The sequence below is a fragment of the Streptomyces paromomycinus genome, from assembly GCF_003865155.1.
GTDB lineage: Bacteria > Actinomycetota > Actinomycetes > Streptomycetales > Streptomycetaceae > Streptomyces > Streptomyces chrestomyceticus.
This window is the reverse complement of record NZ_BHZD01000001.1, coordinates 989,525-1,009,363: the sequence shown is the minus strand read 5'-3', so window position 1 is coordinate 1,009,363 and position 19,839 is coordinate 989,525. Positions and strand designations below refer to the sequence as shown.

The following is a 19,839-nucleotide window of genomic DNA, read 5'->3' as shown; positions in this document are numbered from 1 at the left end:
GCTGGCCCAGGAGTCGCCGTCGAAGCTGTGCCAATGGCACAGGGTTTTCCGGCTCTGTTGAGCCAACAGTAGTGTTGATGTTGTCATAGTCGAGTCGATGGCGCTGCGGATCTCCGCGGCGCCTTTTTGATGCGAAGACGCGGAGCCGCGCCCACGGAGCGGCGCGCCGGCGGCCGCGTCACCGGGCCGAGGCGGCGGAGCCGAAGCGCCGGACCGAACGACAACAGAGCTGAACGACAACAGAGCTGTACGACACAGAGCTGTACGACACAGAGCTGACGTGACACCGAGCTGATCGACACAGGGTCGAACAGCACCGAACCGATCGCCAAGGGGTGGGAAACCGTGTTGAAGAGGGTGTTCGTGGCGCCGGACCCGGGGCGGCTGCGGCTGCGCAGCGCCGCGCGGGCCGTCGTGGGGGTCGGACTGGCGGTGGCCGTGTGCGCCGCCGCCGGCCACTCGCTGGTCGGTGCCGTGGTGGGCGGGGTCGCCGCGCTGCTCGCCCTCTTCACCGTCGCGGACACGACGGTGCGCGGGCAGCTGGTCTCCACCGCTCTGCTGCCGGTGGTCGGCTTCCCGGTGCTCGCCGCCGCCGCGCTGCTGCACGACCACCCGCTGATCCGCGACGCCGCCCTCCTCGTCACGGTCGGTGTGGGCGTCTACGCCCGCCGGTGGGGCCCGCGCGGCAACGCCCTCGGCATCTTCGCGTTCATGTCCTTCTTCGAGGCCCAGTTCCTGCGCACGGTGCCCGAGCAGCTGCCGGAGCTGTACGCCGCCACCGCGCTCGCGCTGCTCGCCTGCTCGGTCGTCCGCTTCGGCCTCTGGTGCTACGAACGCCGTACGCCGCCGCCCGCCCTCCCCGTCCTCCCGGGCGGCAAGGGACTCGCCCGTGCGACGACCCGCCAGGCGCTCCAGGCGACCGTCGGCGGGGCCATCGCCCTGGCCGCGGGCCAGCTGCTCTCCCACGAACGCTGGTACTGGGCGGTCGGCGCCATGTGGTGGATCTTCGTCAACACCGCTTCGCGCGGCGAGACCGTGGTGCGCGGCTTCCGCCGGATGCTCGGCACCCTGCTCGGTGTCCCCGTCGGCCTGCTGATCGCCGTACCCCTGCACGGGGCCCTGGCCCCCACGGCCGTCCTGCTCGCCGTCTGCGTCTTCTCGATCTTCTACGCGTCGCCGGTCTCCTACACCTGGAACATGCTCGCGGTCACCCTGATGGTCGGCCTGCTGTACGGGCTGCTGGGCGTCCTCGACCCCGGGCTGCTCGCGTTGCGCCTGGCGGAGACCGGCGTCGGCGCGCTCAGCGCGCTGCTGGCCGTCCTGGTCGTCCTGCCTGTCACCACGCACGCCACGACGGACGCCTGGGTCCAGCGCGCTCTGCGCTGCGTGCACCACTGCACCGCCGAGGCCGCGGCGCGCATCGCGGGCACGGAGAGCGCCGACCCGGCCCCGCTGGTCGCGGAGCTGGAGGTGCTGCTCCGCAAGGTACGGATGTCCCTCGCTCCGCTGGTGCATCCGCTGGCGCCGATGCGCGCCCGCCGGGAACGGGCCCGGCAGATACTGGCGCTGCTGGACGACTGCGCCCGTGAGGTCCGCGGCCTGGCGTCCATCGCCGCCGACCCGGTGGCGTCGCACGACGCCCGGCTGACCGCCGCCTGCCAGCGCGTGGAGGCCGCCGTCGAGGCACTCACCGCTCCGCGGCAGCCCCGCGAGGCCGCGGCAGCCACTGCGGCCGCCGCACCGCACGCGCCCGCACTGGAACCGGCGCTCGCCCATCTGCACGGCCTGGAACGCGCCCTGGCCGAACTGGCCGCCCCGCTGCGCAGCTCCCCGCGCCCGCCGCTGGCCGACGCCTGAGGGGGGCGGCCGCCGGACCGGTCGGTGTGCCGCCGGGTGAGACCCGATGGCCGGTGTCCGGCGGCACGCACCCGTGAGCAGGCCCCGTCGGCCTGTTAGCGTCAGCCCGTACAACTCCGTACGACACGCAGGGCGGACGAAGGGCAGGCGTGACGCCGATGGGGACGACAGGCAGCGGACGGCGGGCGTACATCGGATCGTTCACGTCGGCAGGCGGGCGCGGCATCAGCACCGCGGCGGTCGACCCGGAGACGGGCGCCCTGACTCCGCTGCACGCCACGGACGAGGTGCCCGACCCGAGCTACCTCGCTGTCACACCCGACGGCCGCCACCTCTACGCGGTGAGCGAGACGTCCGACGGCGCTGCCGCCGCTTTCACCCTCACCGGGAACGGCCCGGTGCCGCTCGGCGCCCCCGTACCCGTGCGGGGCGCCGCCCCCACTCACCTCGCCCTCTGGGGCGGACACCTGCTGACCGCCAACTACACCTCCGGCAGCGTCAGCGCGCTGCGCGTCGCGGCCGACGGCAGCCTCGCGGGGCCGGCCGCCGTGCTCCGGCACGAGGGCAGCGGCCCGAATCCCGAGCGCCAGGAGGGCCCGCACGCGCACGCCGTGTCGCCCGACCCCTCCGGCCGCTGGCTGCTCAGTGTCGACCTGGGCACCGATTCCGTACGCAGCTGCGAACTCCACCCGGCCGGCGGGGAGCCCGTGGTGCGTCACGAGGTACGGCTGCGGGCGGGCAGCGGGCCCCGGCATCTCGCCTTCCACCCGCGCGGCGGCCACGCGTACGTCGTCAACGAACTGTCCTCCACGGTCACGCCGTGCCGCTGGGACGCCGCCACCGGCACCCTCACCCCGCTGACCGAGACGGCGGTCCTGCCCCCGGACGCGGGCGACAACTACCCCTCCGAACTGGTCGTCTCGCCCGACGGCCGGTTCGCCTGGGTGGCGAACCGGGGCCACGACAGCATCTCGGTCCTGGCCGTCGACCCGTCGGGAGACGGCCTCGCCCTGGTCACTACCGTGCCGTGCGGCGGGCACTGGCCGCGCGACCTGGCACTGCACCCGGGAGGGCGGCACCTCTACGCCGCCAACGAGCGCTCCGGTGACGTGACCTGGTTCGCCCTCGACCCCGCGACCGGGACACCGGAAGCCGGCGGCTCGATCGCGGTCCCGGCCGCTTCCTGCGTGGTCTTCGCCTGAGACGCCGCACGGCCGGCCCGTACGGAAGTCGTACGGACCGGCCGCGCGGCCACATGGCTACCGGAGCACGCAATCACCGCACCGGCGCGTGCTGCCCCGCCGCCTGCAGCGTGATGCCCAGCGCCGACGCGTAGTTCGACAGCACCAGGCGGCCCACCGTCCCGTACGCGCCCAGGGGCTCCGCCGCCGCGCAGCCCGCCTCCGCGGCCGCCGCCCCCACCAGGCCGTCGGCGATCTCGGGGCCGATCAGGTACGGGGCCAGGGCCAGCTGCTGCGAGCCCGAGGAACGCAGCTCTTCCGCCGTACGGGAGATGGCGCCCTCCTCGTCCAGCGCGGCGGCCAGCACCGGCACGGCCAGGCGGGCGGAGAGCAGCATGCCGGTGATCCCGGCGGCCTGTACCGCCTCCTCGCCGCCGACGGTGGCGAGGACGATGCCGTCGGCAGCCGTCGCGACCGTGAACAGGCGCGCCCGGTCGGCGCGGGCCAGACCGGCTTCGGAGAGGCGCACGTGCAGCGCCTCGGCGAGCAGCGGGTGCGGGCCGAGCACGTCGGTCAGTTCGGCGGCCGAGCCACTGTTCATGACGGCCTGGCGTATCCGGCGGAGCAGGGCGCTGTCCGGCCCGGCCAGCAGCGGCACGACCACCGCGGGCGGGCCCTGCCGCTCGGGCTGCGCGCCGTCGCCGGTACGGGCCTTGTGCTCACCGGCGGCCTGCGCGAGCACGGCCTCCAGCGCCGGGTACTCCGCGTCGCCGCCGTCCACGAAGCCGATCCGGGCGTCGAGACCGGGCAGCTCGGAGCGGGCGATGCTGGTCACCTCCGCCGCCAGGCCGCGCGCGGCGGGGGTGGGGGTGCCGGGAACGGCGAGCACCAGGGAGGGCGCGCCCTCGGGCGCGGCGACGGGTTCCGGTCGGCGGTGGCGACCGGACTGCCGGGGACGCGGCATTCGTACAGGCAGGCCAGGTGCGGCGCCCGAGCTCGGAGAAACTTCGTCAAAAGGGGGCGAGCCGGGTGCGGGCCCAGTGGGGGAACTCATGGCGTCGCATGTTAACGCCTCGGGGGTCCTCCGCGCGGCGGGAGGGCTCGGTCGGGAGGTATCCGTCCCGAATTGTCCCGCGCGCCGTATGGGCAGGTCAGAGCCCGAATCGAGCGTCGGTGCGAGTCTGTCGGAGCGTCGGGGGCGAGGGGCGGGCCGCAGTCCGGCGGGCAGTGTCCCGCGCGCCGTCCGGGTCCTTCTCCGCCGGAACGATTCGCCGGACATCCGCGACAACTTCCGGAATTCGTCAACTTCCGGAATTCACGGCTTTACTGCCGTCCCGGCGCGCCCGCCCGCGACGCCGCGCTCCCGGCCGGGACGGATTACTGCTCCGCTTACCGCTCCGTTCGCCGTTCCGCTTACTGCTCCGTTCCGCTTACCGTGTGACCCGCAGCAGCTTCTCGTCCGTGGGCAGCAGCAGCCGGCCGGTGGCCAGCGCCGCGGCGACGCGCAGCGCCCCGCCCAGCGGATCGCCCTCCGCCTCGACCCGCCGGGCGTGCGGCAGCAGCTCGTCGAACGCCCGGCGCAGCGGCGCCAGCAGCGGCTCGCCCAGATGCAGAAGGCCTCCGGTGAAGGCCACCACGCTGCCGTCCGCCGTGGGGCAGACGGCCGCTGCCGCCTCCACCAGGTGCCGCGCGGCCCTGTTCAGGATGTCCGCCGCCACGGGGTCGTGCCCGGCGCAGACGGCGACCTCGGGCGCGAACGACGCCAGGAGGGCCGTCCGGTCGGCGCGCGGATACAGCATGCCGGGCAGTTCGGCCGCAGGTCCCCACAGCGCCTCCATACGAGCCAGCAGCGCGGCCGAACCGCCTGTACGCCCGTCATGCGCGCGCAGCGCCGCCTCCAGTCCGGCCCGGCCGATCCAGGCGCCGCTGCCGCAGTCGCCCAGCAGGTGCCCCCAGCCGTCGGCGCGGCGCCAGCCGCCGGCCGCGGTGAGGTCCGTGCCCGTCGCGATGACGCCGGTGCCGACGGCGACGACGGCGCCCGGCGTCTGGCCGAGCGCCCCGGCGTACGCGGTCACGGCGTCGGCGGCCAGCGCGAGCCGCCGTACGCCGAACGCCTCCGCCAGCGCCCCGGGCAGCTCGGCGCGCAGCTCCGTGCCGAGCGACGCCATGCCCGCGGCGCCGACGCACACGGCGGCGAGCTGCCGGGCACCCGTGTCCCGCATCAGGTCCTGCGCGGCCGGCACCAGCTGCTTGAGCAACTGGTGGGCGTCCATGCCGTTCGGACCGGTGCCGATCGGCTCCTGGGAGGTGTGCGAGGCGAGCGGCCGGGCGTCCCCCTCGTCCGCGCGGGCGACGGCGATCCGCAGCCCGGAGCCGCCCGAGTCCACGCCGAGGACGTGGCCGGGCGCCGGGCCTGCCGCACCGCTCCAGGACTCAGCCAAATCCGCGCGCGTCCTGCTTGAGGGCGGTGTCCACGGTCAGCGCCGTGGCGACGACCAGGCTCCGCAGCGGTTCGGGAAGCTGGACGTGCACCTGCAGGACATAGTTGTCCGCGGTGGTGAACATCGTCTTGGCCAGGCCCTCCCAGGTCTTGGTGATCCGGGCGACCTCGGTGTCGGTGTGGTCGACGATGGCGAAGTTCCAGGCGCGCCAGTTCTCCGCCTTGATGGCGCCGATCTGCTGTCCGCCCGCCATCATCGCGAAGTTGATCTTGCCGATGGCGTTCTGCTGCACGATCTCGCCGACCGGCTGCCCGTCGGGCCGCTCCACCAGCACCTTGGACTTGATGAACTTCGCGGGGCGGGTCAGCACCAGCTGGGGCTGACCGTACGTATCCCGGATCTCCAGCCGGTGGGTCATGTACTGGTCGAGGCTGGAGACGAACCGCAGCACCTTCTTCGCGGTGCTCTGGCCGACCTGGACGACCGTGCCGAGGGTGTTGCCGTGCTGGTCGAAGACGCTGTACTCGTTCGTCACCTCGATCAGCTTGGCCTTCTGGTTCACCACCAGGACCGGTTCGGTGAACAGCGTTCCGCCGCCCTGGGCGGTGGGGGCGACACCGGCCTGCTGCTGGACCTGGTACTGCACCTGTCCGTTGTGCACCGGCCGGCCGGCTCCGGCCTGCTGCCCGGCCGGTACCTGCTGCCCGGCCTGCGGCGCGTACTGCTGCGGCATCGGCTGCCCGGCACCCTGCTGCTGGGGCGCGTATCCCTGTCCGGGGCCCTGCTGGCCGTACGGCTGCCCGCCCTGCTGCTGAGGGGCGCTCTGCTGCCCGGCCTTCACGTACGACGGCTGCTGCGCTTGCTGCTGCTGGGCCGCCTGCTGCGGGGCCGATGTCTGCGCCTGGGCCGGCCGGCCCTCGTGCGTGTGCTCGGTCCACCGGGACCCGTCCCACCAGCGCAGCCGGTCGGGCGTGCCCTGCGGGTCGGCGTACCAGCCCGCAGGGATGTTCGCGTTCGTCATGCGGGCACACTATCCCGCAGGGTCAGGGCAGTCTCCAGTCCACCGGCTGCGCGCCCTGGCGCACCAGCAGGTCGTTGGTCCGGCTGAACGGGCGCGAGCCGAAGAAGCCCCGGTCGGCCGACATGGGGGAGGGGTGCGCCGACTCCACCGAGGGCAGGTCGCCGAGGAGCGGCCGCAGGTTGCGCGCGTCGCGGCCCCACAGCACCGACACCATCGGACGGCCCCGCGCGACCAGGGCCCGGATGGCCTGCTCGGTGACCTCCTCCCAGCCCTTGCCGCGGTGCGCCGCCGGTTTGCGCGGCGCCGTCGTCAGCGCCCTGTTGAGCAGCAGGACGCCCTGCCGTGTCCACGGCGTCAGATCGCCGTTGGACGGCCGCGGCAGCCCGAGGTCGGAGGCCATCTCACGGTAGATGTTCTCCAGACTCCCGGGCAGCGGGCGGACGTCCGGCGCGACGGAGAAACTCAGGCCCACCGCGTGTCCGGGCGTCGGATACGGGTCCTGCCCGACGATGAGCACCCGGACGTCGTCGAAGGGCTGTTGGAAGGCGCGCAGCACATTGCTGCCCGCCGGGAGGTACGTACGTCCCGCGGCGATCTCCGCCCGCAGGAACTCGCCCATCCTGGCGATCTGTCCGGCGACCGGCTCAAGTGCCTTGGCCCAGCCGGGTTCGACGATTTCATGAAGAGGTCGTGCAGCCACGACCGTCACCCTACTGGCCGCAGGGTGATCCTCTTCAACCGACGGCCGGATCCGCCGCCCCGCTCAGCCGACGGCGGCTGCCCGTACGCACAGCACGTCCGGGAGGTGGGCGGCGAGCTGCTGCCAGCTGTCGCCGTCGTCCGCGCTGGCGAAGACCTCCCCGTTGCGGTTGCCGAAGTACACCCCGGCGGGGTCGGCGTCGTCGACGCACAGCGCGTCCCTGAGCACCGTGCCGTAGTGATCCTCCTGGGGCAGGCCGTCGCTGAGCGCCTGCCAGCTCCCACCGGCGTCCTCGGTGCGGTACACCCGGCAGCGGTGGTCCGCCGGGACACGGTCGATGTCCGCGGTGATGGGGAAGACGTACGCCACGTCGGCCCGGCGCGGATGGGCGGCCGTCGCGAAGCCGAAGTCGGAGGGCAGTCCGCCGCCGATGTCCGTCCACTTCGCGCCCGCGTCGTCGCTGCGGTAGACGCCCCAGTGGTTCTGCAGATAGAGCCGGTCCCGGTCCACCGGGTCCTGCGCGATCTTGTGTACGCACTGCCCGAACTCCGGGTCCGGATCGGGCAGGAACACCGCTTTCACCCCGCTGTTCGACGGCGCCCAGCTCCGGCCGCCGTCCTTCGTGCGGAACACGCCGGCGGCGGAGACCGCGACCGTCACCGCGTCCGCGTCCCGCGGGTCGGTGATCACCGTGTGCACCGCCAGCCCGCCTCCGCCGGGCTCCCACCGCTCCCGGGACGGGTGGTCCCACAGGGGGCGTACCAGCTCGAACGTCTCGCCCCCGTCCGCCGACCGGAACAGCCCGCCGGGCTCCGTGCCGGCGTACACCACGTCGGGGGCGGCCGGGCCCGCCGGATGGAGCTGCCACACCCGTTCCAGCGAAGTCTGCGTGTCGGGTGGGTACTTGACGGGCGGGCGGGGTGGTTCCCGCCAGGTCTCGCCGAGGTCGTCGGAGTGGAAGACCGAGGGGCCCCAGTGGGCGCTGTCCGCGCCGGCCAGAACCCGGGGTGTCGGACGGCGGGTGTCGATGCCGATCGAATACACCGCCTGTGCGGCGAAGTGCGGCCCGCTCAGCTCCCAGTCGCCGCGCCGCCGCCGGCCGATGAACAGTCCTTTGCGCGTGCCCACCGCGAGGAGGACGTCTGTCGTGTGCGAGATCTTGGATGTCTTGGATGTCTTGCCGGATGTCATGCCGAACACCTCCGGGACGCCGTTGTCTCAGATAACGCTCAGTCTGCACCCGACCACTGACAACGGCCCTCCGTCGCCTCATCCACGCAGGTCAGAACGTATGTGCCCGCCGTTCTCGGCCGGCTTGGGGCGGCCGGCCCGCGCACGCGAAGAGCCGGTCCCCCGCCAGCGGGGGACCGGCTCTTCGCGCCGTTCGGTGGTGCCGCGTCAGTGCCCTTGCTTACGGCCGATGGTCACGCGGTAGATCGCCAGGACGATCACCGAGCCGATGATGGCCGCGATCCACGTCGAGAGGTGGAAGAAGCCGTTGATCGACTCCACCCCGAAGATCACCTTGCCGAGCCAGCCGCCCAGCAGCCCACCGACGATGCCGATCAGCATGGTGACGAGGCACCCACCCGGGTCCTTACCCGGCATCAGTGCCTTCGCGATCGCACCCGCCAGCAACCCGATCAGAATCCACGCGATGATTCCCATGGCAGCTCACCTCGTTCACAAATAAGATCAAAACGCTTCGACTCTGGTGTTTCCCGCTTTTGCGGATCGAAACACTGCAAGTGCATCGGTTCTCCGTGCGACCCCTCCGATCCGCCCTTGCGCTCCCTCGGCCCCTCCGGCGCCGCCGTGCGGCTGTGGTGCTCAGGGGCGCCACCGGCGTCGGCGGGCCGTCCGCTCGTACGGCTGCGGGTCCGGGTAGGTCAGCAGTTCCAGCGTGCTGCCCCAAGGGGTGCGCAGATACGCGAACCGGTTGCGCGCCCCCTCCTCCGGCCCGGGCAGGGGCCGCGGCGGCCCGAGAGCCACGGCGCCCGCCTCCTCGGCCCGCACCACCGCGGCATCCAGGTCGTCCACGTAGCAGGCCAGGTGCTGCCATCCCAGGTCGCAGGGGATGGCCGGAGACCGCTGCCGCGGACCGGTGAACTCGAACAATTCGATGCCGGGCCCGTTCGGCAGGGCCAGCATCCGTATGGCCGTCTGCGCGGTGTCCCGCGGCACCCCGAGGCGCCGCTCGACGTCTTCGCCCCCGTTGGGGCCCTCCTCCCGGGGCAGCGTGTCGTAGAGGACTTCCGCGTCCAGCGCGGCCGCGAAGAAGGCGGTCGCCGCGTCGATGTCGGGGACCGTGACGCCGATGTGGTCGATGCCGCGCGTGGCCATGGGCGCGTCCTCCTCGGGGTGCCGCGATGCGGAGCGGCGGTACGGGACGGGGTGCACCCCTGCGGGTGTCCGGTGCGGCCGTACCTGAACAGTCGCGCGGTCCGCGAGCCGCGCGCTGCCCGGTTCCCACGCTGTGGCATCCCGTGGAGGTGCGCGCCGCGAAGCTCACCCGGGGGCGTCAAAAATCGCTCGAACGAGTCGTCCGGGGGCCCTTATCGTGAGCCGGTCGGCCCAGGGCGGTGCTTTGGGCCGGACGGCCGGTCGCGACGGTACGGGGGTACGCCGCGAGCCGGACGGTACAGCGGCGTGGAACGACGTGCGGGGCCGGACCCATCGAGGGCCGGCCCCGTTCGCGTGCGCCGGCGCGTCCCCCCGCCGCACCCCGCCGCGGGCCACCGCAAGTACGAGAACCTTCGTAGTTTGACAGACCCCGTACTACGAGGGCTATCGTACGAGCATCAAGCCGAAGCCCCACCGAACGCGGGAGTCCGTCGTGAGCGCACTGTTCGAGCCCCTCACCCTCCGGTCGCTGACCATCCCCAACCGCATATGGATGGCTCCCATGTGCATGTACTCGGCGGCGCCGGACGGTCCGGAGCAGGGCGTGCCCAACGACTGGCACTTCCAGCACCTGGCCTCGCGTGCCGCCGGCGGCACGGGGCTGATCCTGACCGAGGCGACGGCGGTGAGCCCCGAGGGGCGCATCAGCCCGTACGACCTGGGGCTCTGGAACGACCGGCAGACCGGCGCGTTCCGCCGCATCACCGACTTCCTGAAGGCGCACGGCTCCGTCCCCGGCATCCAGATCGCCCACGCGGGACGCAAGGCCTCCACCGAGCGTACGTGGGTGGACCGCGGCGCCGCGATCGCTCCCGGTGAGGGGCACGGATGGCGGCCGGTGGGCCCGAGCCCGCTGGCGTTCGACGAGGCGTCCACCGAGCCGGCGGAGCTGTCGGCCGAGGAGATCCAGGAGATCGTCGGGCAGTTCGCGGCGACCGCGCGGCGGGCCCTGGAGGCGGGCTTCGAGGTCGCGGAGATCCACGGCGCGCACGGCTACCTGATCAACGAGTTCCTCTCGCCGTACACCAACCGGCGCACCGACGAGTACGGCGGCTCGTACGAGAACCGCACCCGGTTCGCGCTGGAGGTCGTGGACGCGGTGCGGGCCGTGTGGCCCGAGGAGCTGCCGGTGTTCTTCCGGATCTCGGCGACGGACTGGCTGTCGGAGAACGCGGACGACGAGCGCGAGGGCTGGACCGCCGAGGACACCGTGCGCTTCGCCGCCGACCTGAAGGCGCACGGCGTGGACCTGCTGGACACCTCCACCGGTGGCAACGCCCCCGGCGCGAAGATCGTGGCGGGCCCGGACTACCAGGTGCCCTTCGCCGAGCGGGTCAAGAAGGAGACCGGGCTGCCGGTCGGCGCGGTCGGTCTGATCACCGAGGCCCAGCAGGCCGAGAAGATCGTCGTGGACGGCCGGGCGGACGCCGTCCTCATCGGCCGTGAGCTGCTGCGTGACCCGTACTTCGCCCGTAACGCGGCCCGCGAGCTCGGCGCCGACGTCCACATCCCCAACCCGTACCACCGCTCCTGAGATGCGCGGCGCGCCCTGCCGGACCGGATGCCCGTACGACGGGCGCCCGGCCCGGCGGGGCGCGCTGCTTTCCGCCGCGTGGGCTTCGGCGCGGCTACGTCTGGGTAGGCCCCCGGTGGGGGAATGTGTGTACGGGTCCCGTGTGGCGCGCGGCAGGGCGGCCGGGTACCCGCCGCGTGAGCTTCGGCGCGGCTACGCCTGGGTAGGCCCCCGGTGGGGGAATGTGTGCGCGCGCCCCGTATGGCGCGCAGCCGATATCGGGCTCGAAGAGCATCAAGCTCGAAGAGCATCAGGCTCGGGGGACATCGGTCTCAAGGGACATCGGTCTCGGGGAACGGTACAGGTTCGGCGCAGAGGATGATCGTGGTCACGGCGCGCGGCTGCCGACTCGGCTCTCGTTCGCGCGGCGGATAGTGCGCCTTGGTTGTCATGAGCGCGTCAATCAAGGCGGACGTGTCGCCGGTCACCACGGCACCCCGTGCACAACGAAAGAGCGGTGGGGTTAGCATCTGAGCACCGCCTAGCTCGAAAGATGGACCTGTGACTGTCAACGAGGACTCGTTCACAAACTGGAAGAACCGCGAGGAGATCGCGGAGTCGATGATCCCGATCATCGGGAAGCTGCACCGGGAACGGGACGTCACGGTCCTGCTCCACAGCCGCTCCCTGGTGAACAAGTCGGTGGTCAGCATCCTGAAGACGCACCGATTCGCGCGCCAGATAGCGGGCGAGGAGCTCTCGATCACCGAGACGTTCCCGTTCCTGCAGGCCCTCACCGCTCTCGACCTCGGTCCTTCCCAGATCGACATCGGCCGGCTCGCCGAGACCTACAAGGCCGACGACCGCGGCCTGTCGGTGGCGGAGTTCACCGCCGAGGCCGTCGCGGGCGCCCTGGGCGCCGACAAGATCGAGCGCCGGGAGGGGCGCGACGTCGTCCTCTACGGCTTCGGCCGCATCGGCCGGCTCGTCGCCCGGCTGCTCATCGAGAAGGCCGGCTCCGGCAACGGCCTGCGGCTGCGCGCCGTCGTCGTCCGCAGGGGCGGCGAGCAGGACATCATCAAGCGCGCCTCGCTGCTGCGCCGCGACTCCATCCACGGTCAGTTCCAGGGCACCATCACCGTCGACGAGGCGAACAGCACCATCGTCGCCAACGGCAACGTGATCAAGGTGATCTACGCCGACGACCCGTCGGAGGTGGACTACACGGCGTACGGCATCAAGGACGCCATCCTCATCGACAACACGGGCAAGTGGCGCGACCGCGAGGGGCTGTCGAAGCACCTGCGCCCCGGCGTCGACAAGGTCGTCCTGACCGCGCCGGGCAAGGGCGACGTCCCCAACATCGTGCACGGCGTCAACCACGACACGATCAAGCCGGACGAGCAGATCCTGTCCTGCGCGTCCTGCACCACCAACGCCATCGTCCCGCCGCTGAAGGCGATGGACGACGAGTACGGTGTGCTGCGCGGCCACGTCGAGACCGTCCACTCGTTCACCAACGACCAGAACCTGCTGGACAATTACCACAAGGCCGACCGCCGCGGCCGCTCGGCGCCGCTCAACATGGTCATCACCGAGACCGGTGCCGCCTCCGCCGTCGCCAAGGCGCTGCCCGGCCTCCAGGCGAAGATCACCGGCAGCTCGATCCGGGTGCCGGTGCCGGACGTCTCGATCGCGATCCTCAACCTCCAGCTGGCCCGCGAGACCAGCCGGGACGAGGTCCTCGAACACCTCCGCGACGTGTCGCTGACCTCGCCGCTGCGGCGTCAGATCGACTTCACCAGCGCCCCCGACGCGGTCTCGAACGACTTCATCGGCTCGCGGCACGCCTCGATCGTCGACGCCGGCGCCACCAAGGTCGACGGCGACAACGCGATCCTCTACCTCTGGTACGACAACGAGTTCGGCTACTCCTGCCAGGTCATCCGCGTCGTCCAGTACGTCTCCGGGGTGGAGTACCCGACCTACCCGGCGCCGGTGACGGGCTGACCCGGACACCCGGCTGAACCGGCCCGGACCGTCGGCCGGCCCGGCTACCCGGCCACCAGGCGGCAGCAGGAAGGCGACCGGCCCTGAAAGGCGCTCAGATCACCCTCCCGCTGCCGCCGTCGGCCGTCACTGGCGGCCGCTACCACCGGCCGTCACCGTAACGCCGGCGCAACTCGCTGATCTCCTGGTCGTCACGGGCGGCCATGGACCGCGTGCGCCGTACGCCGGCTTCTATGACGAAGAGCACGAGCCCGCCGACGAGCACCGAGCCGAGCAGTAACACCACCACAAATTCCACATACCCCTCCTACCCGGCGCCCGCCGTGTTGCAACGGGAATTCCCGCCGCGCCCCGGAACCGGTCCGCCGGTCCCGGCGCTGCGTGGACGTCACGGCGCCACGTGGAAGGAGTACGCATGGCCGCAGGCATCGCAGGCGAAGCGGCCGTTCAGTCCGTCGTTGGCCGTCTGGCAGCGTGGACACGGTGCGGTGGTGAAGTACTCCGGCCACCGCCCGGCCGCCTCCCCGGTGCCCACGCCACCCGGCCTTGGTTCACCCTCTGTCATCCGGACGCTCCACAGTTGCACGACCACCCGCCATCCGGTCCTTGAATCACCTGAGCACCACACCGGCTGCAATACATAACTGCTCCTCGACCCGCACCACAGCACCCCGCGCTCAGACCGAGTACACCCATCTCAACATCGCCACGCCGTTATTCAGAGAATGTCCGGAAACGACATGGCGTTCCGGTTACGGAACGCCGCAGGGGCCTCTGGAGCACATCGCGGCGCCGACTGTCCCACCAGGAGGTCGGCCGAGGAACCCGTTCCCCGGCCGGACGGCGTCTTTCAGCCAGGTGCGCCGCCGTCCCACCCGATCCGGGTGGCGGGATCCGGCGCATACGAGCAGTACGCACCCGTCCGGACGCTGCGCTCCAGATGCTGTCCGAGGACGGGGTCGTGCACGGAGATGCGTTTCACCGCCGCCTTCAGGGCCTTGGTGACGCTCAGCCGGGCCCGTTCGCTGTCGGACGCGGCCCGGCGGTCGCGGCCGCCGAGGCCGACGGCGCCGGCCAGCTGCTCGGTCACGGCGTCGAGTTCGACCCGGGCCCGTTCGGCCCGCCCGCTGTCGTGGAAACGTTCCGCCTCGTCCAACTCCTCGGCCAGCTCGCGCAGCCGCCTGCGATAGGCGTCCTTCGCCCGTGCGTCGAGGACCGGCCCGGCGTCGCCGGTCCCCGGGGACACCGGAGCGTCCGGCGCCGACGGGCCGCCGCGTGCCGTACCGCGGTCGGCCGCGGCCAGTTCGCGGGCCGGGAACTCCCGGCCGGGCGCGGCGAGCAGCCGGGCCAGGTAGCCCAGGCCCACCGTGTGCTTGAGGTGGACGGTGCGGCCGTCGTGGGCGAGCGCCCAGTAGTCCCCCCGCCTGTGCAGCGAAGCCTGGTGCGGCGGTGCCGCAGGCGGGTCGTCGGTCCCGCGCGGTTCCGCCGGAGCGGGGGACGGGAGCGGCGGGTCCGTACCGAGTTCCGCCGCGGTGGCCAGTACGGCGGTCGCCGGCGGCCACTGCCGGCCGTGGTCGCGGGCCTCCTCGAAGCGCCCGTCGCCCAGCTCCCTGCGGGCCTTGGCGATGCCGGCCGCCCGCCAGCCTTTGAGGAACGACAGCAGCGCGGCGCCGGACTTCTTCCGGGCCGTGTCCGACGCGCCGAACAGCGCGGCGGCCTGCTCGTAGTGGTGGTGGGAGACGGCCAGCATGGCGGTGACCTGGAAGACTTCGGCCAGGCCCCACGGAGCGTCGAGCCGGTGGAACAGGCGCAGCGCCTCTCCCGTACGGGCACGGGCGTCCCGCACGTCACCCAGGCCCCACGAAGCGGTGGCGAGGGTGAGTTCGGCCCAGGCGATGCTCTTCGGTTCCCCGGACTCGCACAGCAGCCGGAACGCCGTCCGGCCGTGGTGTTCCGCCTGGGTGAAGTCGCTCCGGGTGACCTCCACCATGGCCAGGAACAGGTACGACCAGCCCACCAGCCACGGATCGTCGGTCTTCAGCGCGGCCGTCAGCGACTCGCCCAGCGTCTCCACCGCGGCGTCCGGGTTCCCGAGCAGCAGCGCGCCGAACCCTAGGTACTGCAGGGCGCACACCAGCCCCGGCAGGTCCCCGTCGCGCCGCGACAGGCGCTCGGCCTCGGAGCAGGAGAGCCAGGCACGCTCCGGGTCCCCCTGGATCACCGCGAGCAGTCCCAGCCCGTTCAGGGCCCGTACGCGGCCTTTGGCGGCGGCGTTCCGGTCGGCTCCCAGCGCCCGTTCGAGCCAGACGCGTCCCTCGGCGTAGCGCCCCTGGATGTCCCAGAAGGACGCGAGGGCCCCGGCCAGGCGGACCGCGCCGTCGACGTCGCGGGAGACCATCAGCCATTCGAGGGCGGCACGCAGATCGTCGTGCTCGGCCTTGAGCCGGTCCACCCACACCGCCTGGTGCGGGCTGCGGAACCGTTCCCACGCCTGCTCGGCGAGGTCGTGGAAGTACGCGGCGTGCTGCGCGGACAGCGGGCCCAGTTCGCCCCGCCGCCGCAGCCGGGCGAGCCCGTAGGCGCGCAGCGTCTTCAGCAGCCGGTAGCGGGCGGGGGAGTGCCGGGGGACGACCGTCACCAGCGACTTGTCGACGAGCCGCAGGAGCAGCTCGCCCGGGCGGGCGGGGCCGGCCTCCTCCGTGGCGACGGCCTCCACGGCGTCCAGGGTGAAGGCGCCGGCGAACACCGACAGCCGCTCGAACAGCTTCCGTTCGGGCTCGCTGAGCAGGTCGTAGCTCCACTCGACGACGCTGTCCAGGGTCCGGTGGCGGCGCAGCGGGGCCCGGGTCTCCCAGGCCAGGAGCCGGAACCGGTCGTCGAGCCAGCTGCTGAGCTGCTCGGCGTCGAGCGCGTTCGTCCGTGCCGCGGCCAGTTCGATGGCCAGCGGCAGACCGTCCAGCTTCCGGCAGATCTCGGCCACCGCCGCCGCGTTCGCCTCGGTGACCGCGAAGCCCGGCTCGACCGCCGTGGCCCGGTCCACGAACAGCCGGACCGCGTCGTACTCCAGGACATCGGCCCCGGCGGCCTGGGCGGGCGGCGTGGCGAGCCCCGTGACCGGCCAGAGGGCCTCACCGGGAATGCCGAGCCGCTCCCGGCTGGTCGCCATGACACGCAGGTTCCGGCAGGCGGAGAGCAGCGGCAGAACGAGCTGCGCGACCGCTTCCACGAGATGTTCGCAGCAGTCCAGCACCAGCAGCATGGCCTTGTCGCGGAGCCGCTCCACCAGGATGTCCGGCAGCGTTCTCCCCGCCTGTTCCTGGACCTCCAGCCCCGCCGCGACGGCGTGGGCGACCAGCAACGGCTCGCTCAGTCCGGCCAGTTCCACGAAGCGTGCCCCGTCCCGGTAGCGGGACGTGAGACTCGTGGCCACCTCGACGGCGAGCCGGCTCTTGCCCGCCCCGCCGGCCCCGGTCAGGGTGACCAGCCGGTTCCGTTCCAGGCGCGCACAGACTCCGGCGGCTTCGCGGCGCCGGCCGACAAAGGTCGTCAGCGGCGCGGGCAGTTCCCTCGGTCCTCCGGCCGACACCATCTTCGACGCTCCAACCCAGCGGCGCATCGAAGCGCCACCCCCCGCTCGCGAGAATAGGTTCACGCCGGGCGGCGAAACAACCGAAACCGGTTTCCTCTTCTGCCGGTAACGGGTCTGACCTGCGGGTTGTGCAGGGCGCCGACGGGCCGTCGGGGGATCGGTGAGCTGCGCGGCGCCAGCGGTGGGCCAGGGGCGGGAGCGGCGGTACGGCGGCCGCGGGCGTACCGCCCCTACGGCGTACGGCCTCCGTCACACGGCCCGGACCGTGGTGCTTTTCCCGGGTGTTACGTGAATTTTCACGGTGTTCCCCAGCCGTTCACGCCTCCAACGGCGAGGGGTCCGATCCGCCGGGCCCCGTGACTCCGCCCTCCGAGGAGGTCACGTGGTGGGGAAATCCGTCGAGGCGCCACCAGCGGCACCGTCCGAATCAGCGGCACCGTCCGAACCAGCAGCACCTTCCGAATCGGCCACATCGTCCGGATCAGCCACCGCGTCCGTAGCAGCCGGACCGTCCGGAGCGGCAGCACCTTCCGCACCGGCCGGACCAGCCGCCCCCGCCGCCGTCCTCGCCGCGGTACTGGCGGACGTCCTCCACGTCGGCCATGTCGCGCCCGACGCCCACTTCTTCACCGACCTGGGTGCCGACTCACTGGTCATGGCCCACTTCTGTGCCCGGGTCAGGAAACGCGCCGGTCTTCCGTCGGTGTCGATGCGGGACGTCTACCGGTACCCGACGATCACCGCTCTGGCGGCGGCCCTCATCGACACCGCAGACACCGCACCAGGACAGCCACCGGCCCCGGCTCCGGCCTCCACCGCACCCCCGCCCGCTGACCCGGCCCCGGCCGCCTCCGGGCCGCCGCCCCCGCGCCCCGTCGGCACACCCGCGTACATCCTCTGCGGCACCCTGCAACTCCTGACGTTCCTCGGCTACTCCTGCCTCGCCGCCGTCGTCACCGCCCGCGGCTGGGACTGGATGTCCGGCGCGTCCGGCGCGGGCGGCGTCTACGTGCGCGCGGTCCTCTTCGGAGCAGCGGTGTTCCTCGGACTGTGCGCCTTCCCGGTCCTCGCCAAGTGGGTGCTCGTCGGGCGGTGGACGCAGCGGGAGTTACGCGTCTGGAGTCTGGCGTACTTCCGGTTCTGGGCCGTCAGGACACTCGTGCAGACGAATCCGCTGGTCCTCTTCACCGGCTCACCGCTCTACACCGGCTACCTCAGGGCACTGGGCGCGAAGATCGGCCGGGACGTCACGATCCTGTCCAAGCACGTGCCCGTCTGCACCGACCTGCTGACCGTCGGCGCTGGCACGGTCGTCCGCAAGGACGCGTACCTCACCTGCTACCGGGCCGACGCGGGAGTGATCCGGACCGGCCCGGTCGTCCTCGGCAGGGACGTGCTGGTCAGCGAGGCGACGGTGCTGGACATCGGCACGTCGCTGGGCGACGGGGCCCGGCTCGGCCACGCCTCCTCCCTGCACACGGGCCAGGCCGTGCCCGCCGGGGAGCACTGGCACGGCTCGCCCGCGCAGCGTACGGAGGCCGGTCACCGGACGCCCGACGCGGCCTTCCGCAGCACTCCGCGCATGGCCTACGGAACCCTGCAACTGCTGAGCGTCCTGCTCGTGTACCTGCCGCTGGCCATCGGCGGCGTCAGCATGCTGCTGGCCGCGGTGCCGCGCCTCGCGTCGCTGCTGGATTCGGGGCCGCTGGCCTTCACGGGGTGGCCGTTCTACGGCGAGGCACTGGCGGCCTCGGCCGCGCTCTTCTTCGGCACGCTGATCACCGGACTTCTCGTGGTGATCACGGTGCCCCGGCTGCTCCACCTCGCCATCGAGCCGGGCCGGGACTACCGGATGTACGGCCTGCACTACTCGCTGCACCGCACGATCGCGCGGATGACCAACGTCAAGTTCTTCACGACGCTCTTCGGCGACAGCTCCTACGTCGTCGCCTACCTCGGCCGCCTCGGCTACGACCTGTCCCGCGTCGAGCAGACGGGCTCCAACTTCGGCACCGAGGTGAAGCACGAGTCCCCGTACCTCAGCTCGGTCGGCAGCGGCACGATGGTCGCCGACGGCCTGTCCCTCATGAACGCGGAGTACTCCCGGACCTCCTTCCGCCTCTCCCGTGTCACGATCGGGCCCCACAACTTCCTCGGCAACGACGTCTGCTACCCGCCCGGGGGCCGGACCGGCGACAACTGCCTCCTCGCGACGAAGGTCGCGGTCCCCCTCGACGGGCCCGTACGGGAAGGCGTGGGCCTCCTCGGCTCGCCCTGCTTCGAGATCCCGCGTTCCGTCGAGCGCGACGCCGCCTTCGACCACCTGCGGGAAGGTGATGCGCTCCGGCGCCACCTGGCCGCCAAGAACGCCTACAACCTCCGGACGATGGGCCTGTACCTGCTGGTCCGCTGGGCGCAGGTGTACGTCCTGACCCTGCTCGCCTGGGCCGCCGCAGACCTGTACCACACGCTCGGCGCCGTGGCGGTCGCGGCGGCCTCCGTGCTGGCGCTGCTCTTCTCCGTCACGTACTCGGTGTGCGTCGAGCGGGCCGTCACCGGGTTCCGGCGCCTGACGCCGCGGTACTGCTCGATCTACGCCCCGTACTTCTGGCGGCACGAACGTTTCTGGAAGCTGCACGCCATGCCGTCGCGCTTCCTGAACGGCACCCCGTTCAAGAGCCTGGTCTGGCGGGCGCTCGGCGTACGGCTCGGACGGCGGCTGTACGACGACGGCTGCGGCATGCCCGAACGTTCCCTCGTCACGATCGGGGACCACTGCACCCTCAACGCGGGCAGCGTCATCCAGTGCCACTCGCAGGAGGACGGCACCTTCAAGTCCGACCGCATCGTCATCGGCAGCGGCTGCACTCTCGGCACCGGGGCCCTGGTCCACTACGGGGTCACGGTGGGCGACGGCGCGACGCTCGCGCCCGACTCCTTCCTGATGAAGGGAGAGGAGGTGCCCCGGCACGCGCGGTGGGGCGGAAACCCCGCTCGGGAGATGCCCGCTCGGGAGATGCCCGCAAGGGAGTTGCCGGCCAGGGAGACACCTGCCGGGGAGCCGCCCGCCCCCACCCCGCGGAGCGGTTCGCAGGCACCGCACCACCCCGAGCGTACGGACTGA

Annotated in this window: 14 protein-coding genes; 5 read left to right on the top strand and 9 right to left on the bottom strand. The window is 72.4% G+C overall.

Going from position 1 to position 19,839, the window contains the following annotated elements:
* Nucleotides 1–345: 345 nt before the first annotated feature.
* Together OEIGOIKO_RS03750 and OEIGOIKO_RS03745 are read left to right on the top strand one after the other, a co-directional pair.
* Complete coding sequence (locus OEIGOIKO_RS03750; RefSeq protein WP_125051817.1) at nt 346–1,857, top strand: FUSC family protein; 1,512 nt, start codon at nt 346–348, stop codon at nt 1,855–1,857.
* Between the two features lie 158 nt (nt 1,858–2,015).
* The gene (locus OEIGOIKO_RS03745; RefSeq protein ID WP_125051815.1) at nt 2,016–3,059 is read left to right on the top strand and encodes a lactonase family protein; all 1,044 of its coding nucleotides are present in this window, start codon (nt 2,016–2,018) and stop codon (nt 3,057–3,059) included.
* A 73-nt stretch (nt 3,060–3,132) separates the two neighbouring features.
* Here OEIGOIKO_RS03745 and OEIGOIKO_RS03740 read toward each other — a convergent pair whose 3' ends face one another.
* From OEIGOIKO_RS03740 to OEIGOIKO_RS03710, 7 genes are all read right to left on the bottom strand, one after another.
* Nucleotides 3,133–4,002, bottom strand: coding sequence for a sirohydrochlorin chelatase (locus tag OEIGOIKO_RS03740; protein WP_031010271.1), 870 nt, complete (start codon nt 4,000–4,002; stop codon nt 3,133–3,135).
* Between the two features lie 466 nt (nt 4,003–4,468).
* Entirely contained in the window at nt 4,469–5,479 is a 1,011-nt protein-coding gene (locus OEIGOIKO_RS03735) for an N-acetylglucosamine kinase (protein ID WP_125051813.1), read from the bottom strand.
* Nucleotides 5,472–6,500 (bottom strand): phospholipid scramblase-related protein, encoded by a 1,029-nt coding sequence (locus OEIGOIKO_RS03730; protein WP_125051811.1) that lies wholly within the window; start codon nt 6,498–6,500, stop codon nt 5,472–5,474. The genes OEIGOIKO_RS03735 and OEIGOIKO_RS03730 overlap by 8 nt, the downstream gene beginning before the upstream one ends.
* Nucleotides 6,501–6,522: 22 nt before the next feature.
* Nucleotides 6,523–7,200 (bottom strand): uracil-DNA glycosylase, encoded by a 678-nt coding sequence (locus OEIGOIKO_RS03725; protein ID WP_030019129.1) that lies wholly within the window; start codon nt 7,198–7,200, stop codon nt 6,523–6,525.
* A 63-nt stretch (nt 7,201–7,263) separates the two neighbouring features.
* The gene (locus tag OEIGOIKO_RS03720; RefSeq protein ID WP_125051809.1) at nt 7,264–8,391 is read right to left on the bottom strand and encodes a WD40/YVTN/BNR-like repeat-containing protein; all 1,128 of its coding nucleotides are present in this window, start codon (nt 8,389–8,391) and stop codon (nt 7,264–7,266) included.
* 207 nt (nt 8,392–8,598) lie between these two features.
* Complete coding sequence (locus OEIGOIKO_RS03715) at nt 8,599–8,868, bottom strand: GlsB/YeaQ/YmgE family stress response membrane protein (RefSeq protein WP_125051807.1); 270 nt, start codon at nt 8,866–8,868, stop codon at nt 8,599–8,601.
* Between the two features lie 162 nt (nt 8,869–9,030).
* Nucleotides 9,031–9,543, bottom strand: coding sequence for a VOC family protein (locus tag OEIGOIKO_RS03710; protein WP_125051805.1), 513 nt, complete (start codon nt 9,541–9,543; stop codon nt 9,031–9,033).
* A gap of 493 nt (nt 9,544–10,036) precedes the next feature.
* Here OEIGOIKO_RS03710 and OEIGOIKO_RS03705 point away from each other — a divergent pair, with 493 nt between their 5' ends.
* Together OEIGOIKO_RS03705 and OEIGOIKO_RS03700 are read left to right on the top strand one after the other, a co-directional pair.
* Complete coding sequence (locus tag OEIGOIKO_RS03705) at nt 10,037–11,137, top strand: NADH:flavin oxidoreductase/NADH oxidase (RefSeq protein ID WP_125051803.1); 1,101 nt, start codon at nt 10,037–10,039, stop codon at nt 11,135–11,137.
* A 540-nt stretch (nt 11,138–11,677) separates the two neighbouring features.
* Nucleotides 11,678–13,126 carry a glyceraldehyde-3-phosphate dehydrogenase gene (locus OEIGOIKO_RS03700; RefSeq protein ID WP_125051801.1) on the top strand — a complete coding sequence of 483 codons (1,449 nt, stop codon included), beginning with the start codon at nt 11,678–11,680 and terminating at the stop codon, nt 13,124–13,126.
* Between the two features lie 139 nt (nt 13,127–13,265).
* On the opposite strand, the gene OEIGOIKO_RS41390 is transcribed toward OEIGOIKO_RS03700, so the two are convergent.
* Together OEIGOIKO_RS41390 and OEIGOIKO_RS03695 are read right to left on the bottom strand one after the other, a co-directional pair.
* Nucleotides 13,266–13,424: a hypothetical protein gene (locus OEIGOIKO_RS41390; RefSeq protein ID WP_154806356.1), complete on the bottom strand. Its 159-nt coding sequence runs from the start codon at nt 13,422–13,424 to the stop codon at nt 13,266–13,268.
* Between the two features lie 552 nt (nt 13,425–13,976).
* Nucleotides 13,977–16,742 carry an ATP-binding protein gene (locus OEIGOIKO_RS03695; protein WP_125051799.1) on the bottom strand — a complete coding sequence of 922 codons (2,766 nt, stop codon included), beginning with the start codon at nt 16,740–16,742 and terminating at the stop codon, nt 13,977–13,979.
* Nucleotides 16,743–17,100: 358 nt separating this feature from the next.
* Here OEIGOIKO_RS03695 and OEIGOIKO_RS03690 point away from each other — a divergent pair, with 358 nt between their 5' ends.
* Nucleotides 17,101–19,839 carry a Pls/PosA family non-ribosomal peptide synthetase gene (locus OEIGOIKO_RS03690; RefSeq protein ID WP_125058419.1) on the top strand — a complete coding sequence of 913 codons (2,739 nt, stop codon included), beginning with the start codon at nt 17,101–17,103 and terminating at the stop codon, nt 19,837–19,839.

Excerpts from the sequence above, each read along its gene's own strand:
- OEIGOIKO_RS03745 (WP_125051815.1), top strand. The coding sequence starts at position 2,016 with ATGGGGACGACAGGCAGCGGACGGCGGGCGTACATCGGATCGTTCACG.
- OEIGOIKO_RS03740 (WP_031010271.1), bottom strand. The coding sequence starts at position 4,002 with ATGCCGCGTCCCCGGCAGTCCGGTCGCCACCGCCGACCGGAACCCGTC.
- OEIGOIKO_RS03730 (WP_125051811.1), bottom strand. The coding sequence starts at position 6,500 with ATGACGAACGCGAACATCCCTGCGGGCTGGTACGCCGACCCGCAGGGC.
- OEIGOIKO_RS03720 (WP_125051809.1), bottom strand. The coding sequence starts at position 8,391 with ATGACATCCGGCAAGACATCCAAGACATCCAAGATCTCGCACACGACA.
- OEIGOIKO_RS03715 (WP_125051807.1), bottom strand. The coding sequence starts at position 8,868 with ATGGGAATCATCGCGTGGATTCTGATCGGGTTGCTGGCGGGTGCGATC.
- OEIGOIKO_RS03710 (WP_125051805.1), bottom strand. The coding sequence starts at position 9,543 with ATGGCCACGCGCGGCATCGACCACATCGGCGTCACGGTCCCCGACATC.
- OEIGOIKO_RS03695 (WP_125051799.1), bottom strand. The coding sequence starts at position 16,742 with ATGCGCCGCTGGGTTGGAGCGTCGAAGATGGTGTCGGCCGGAGGACCG.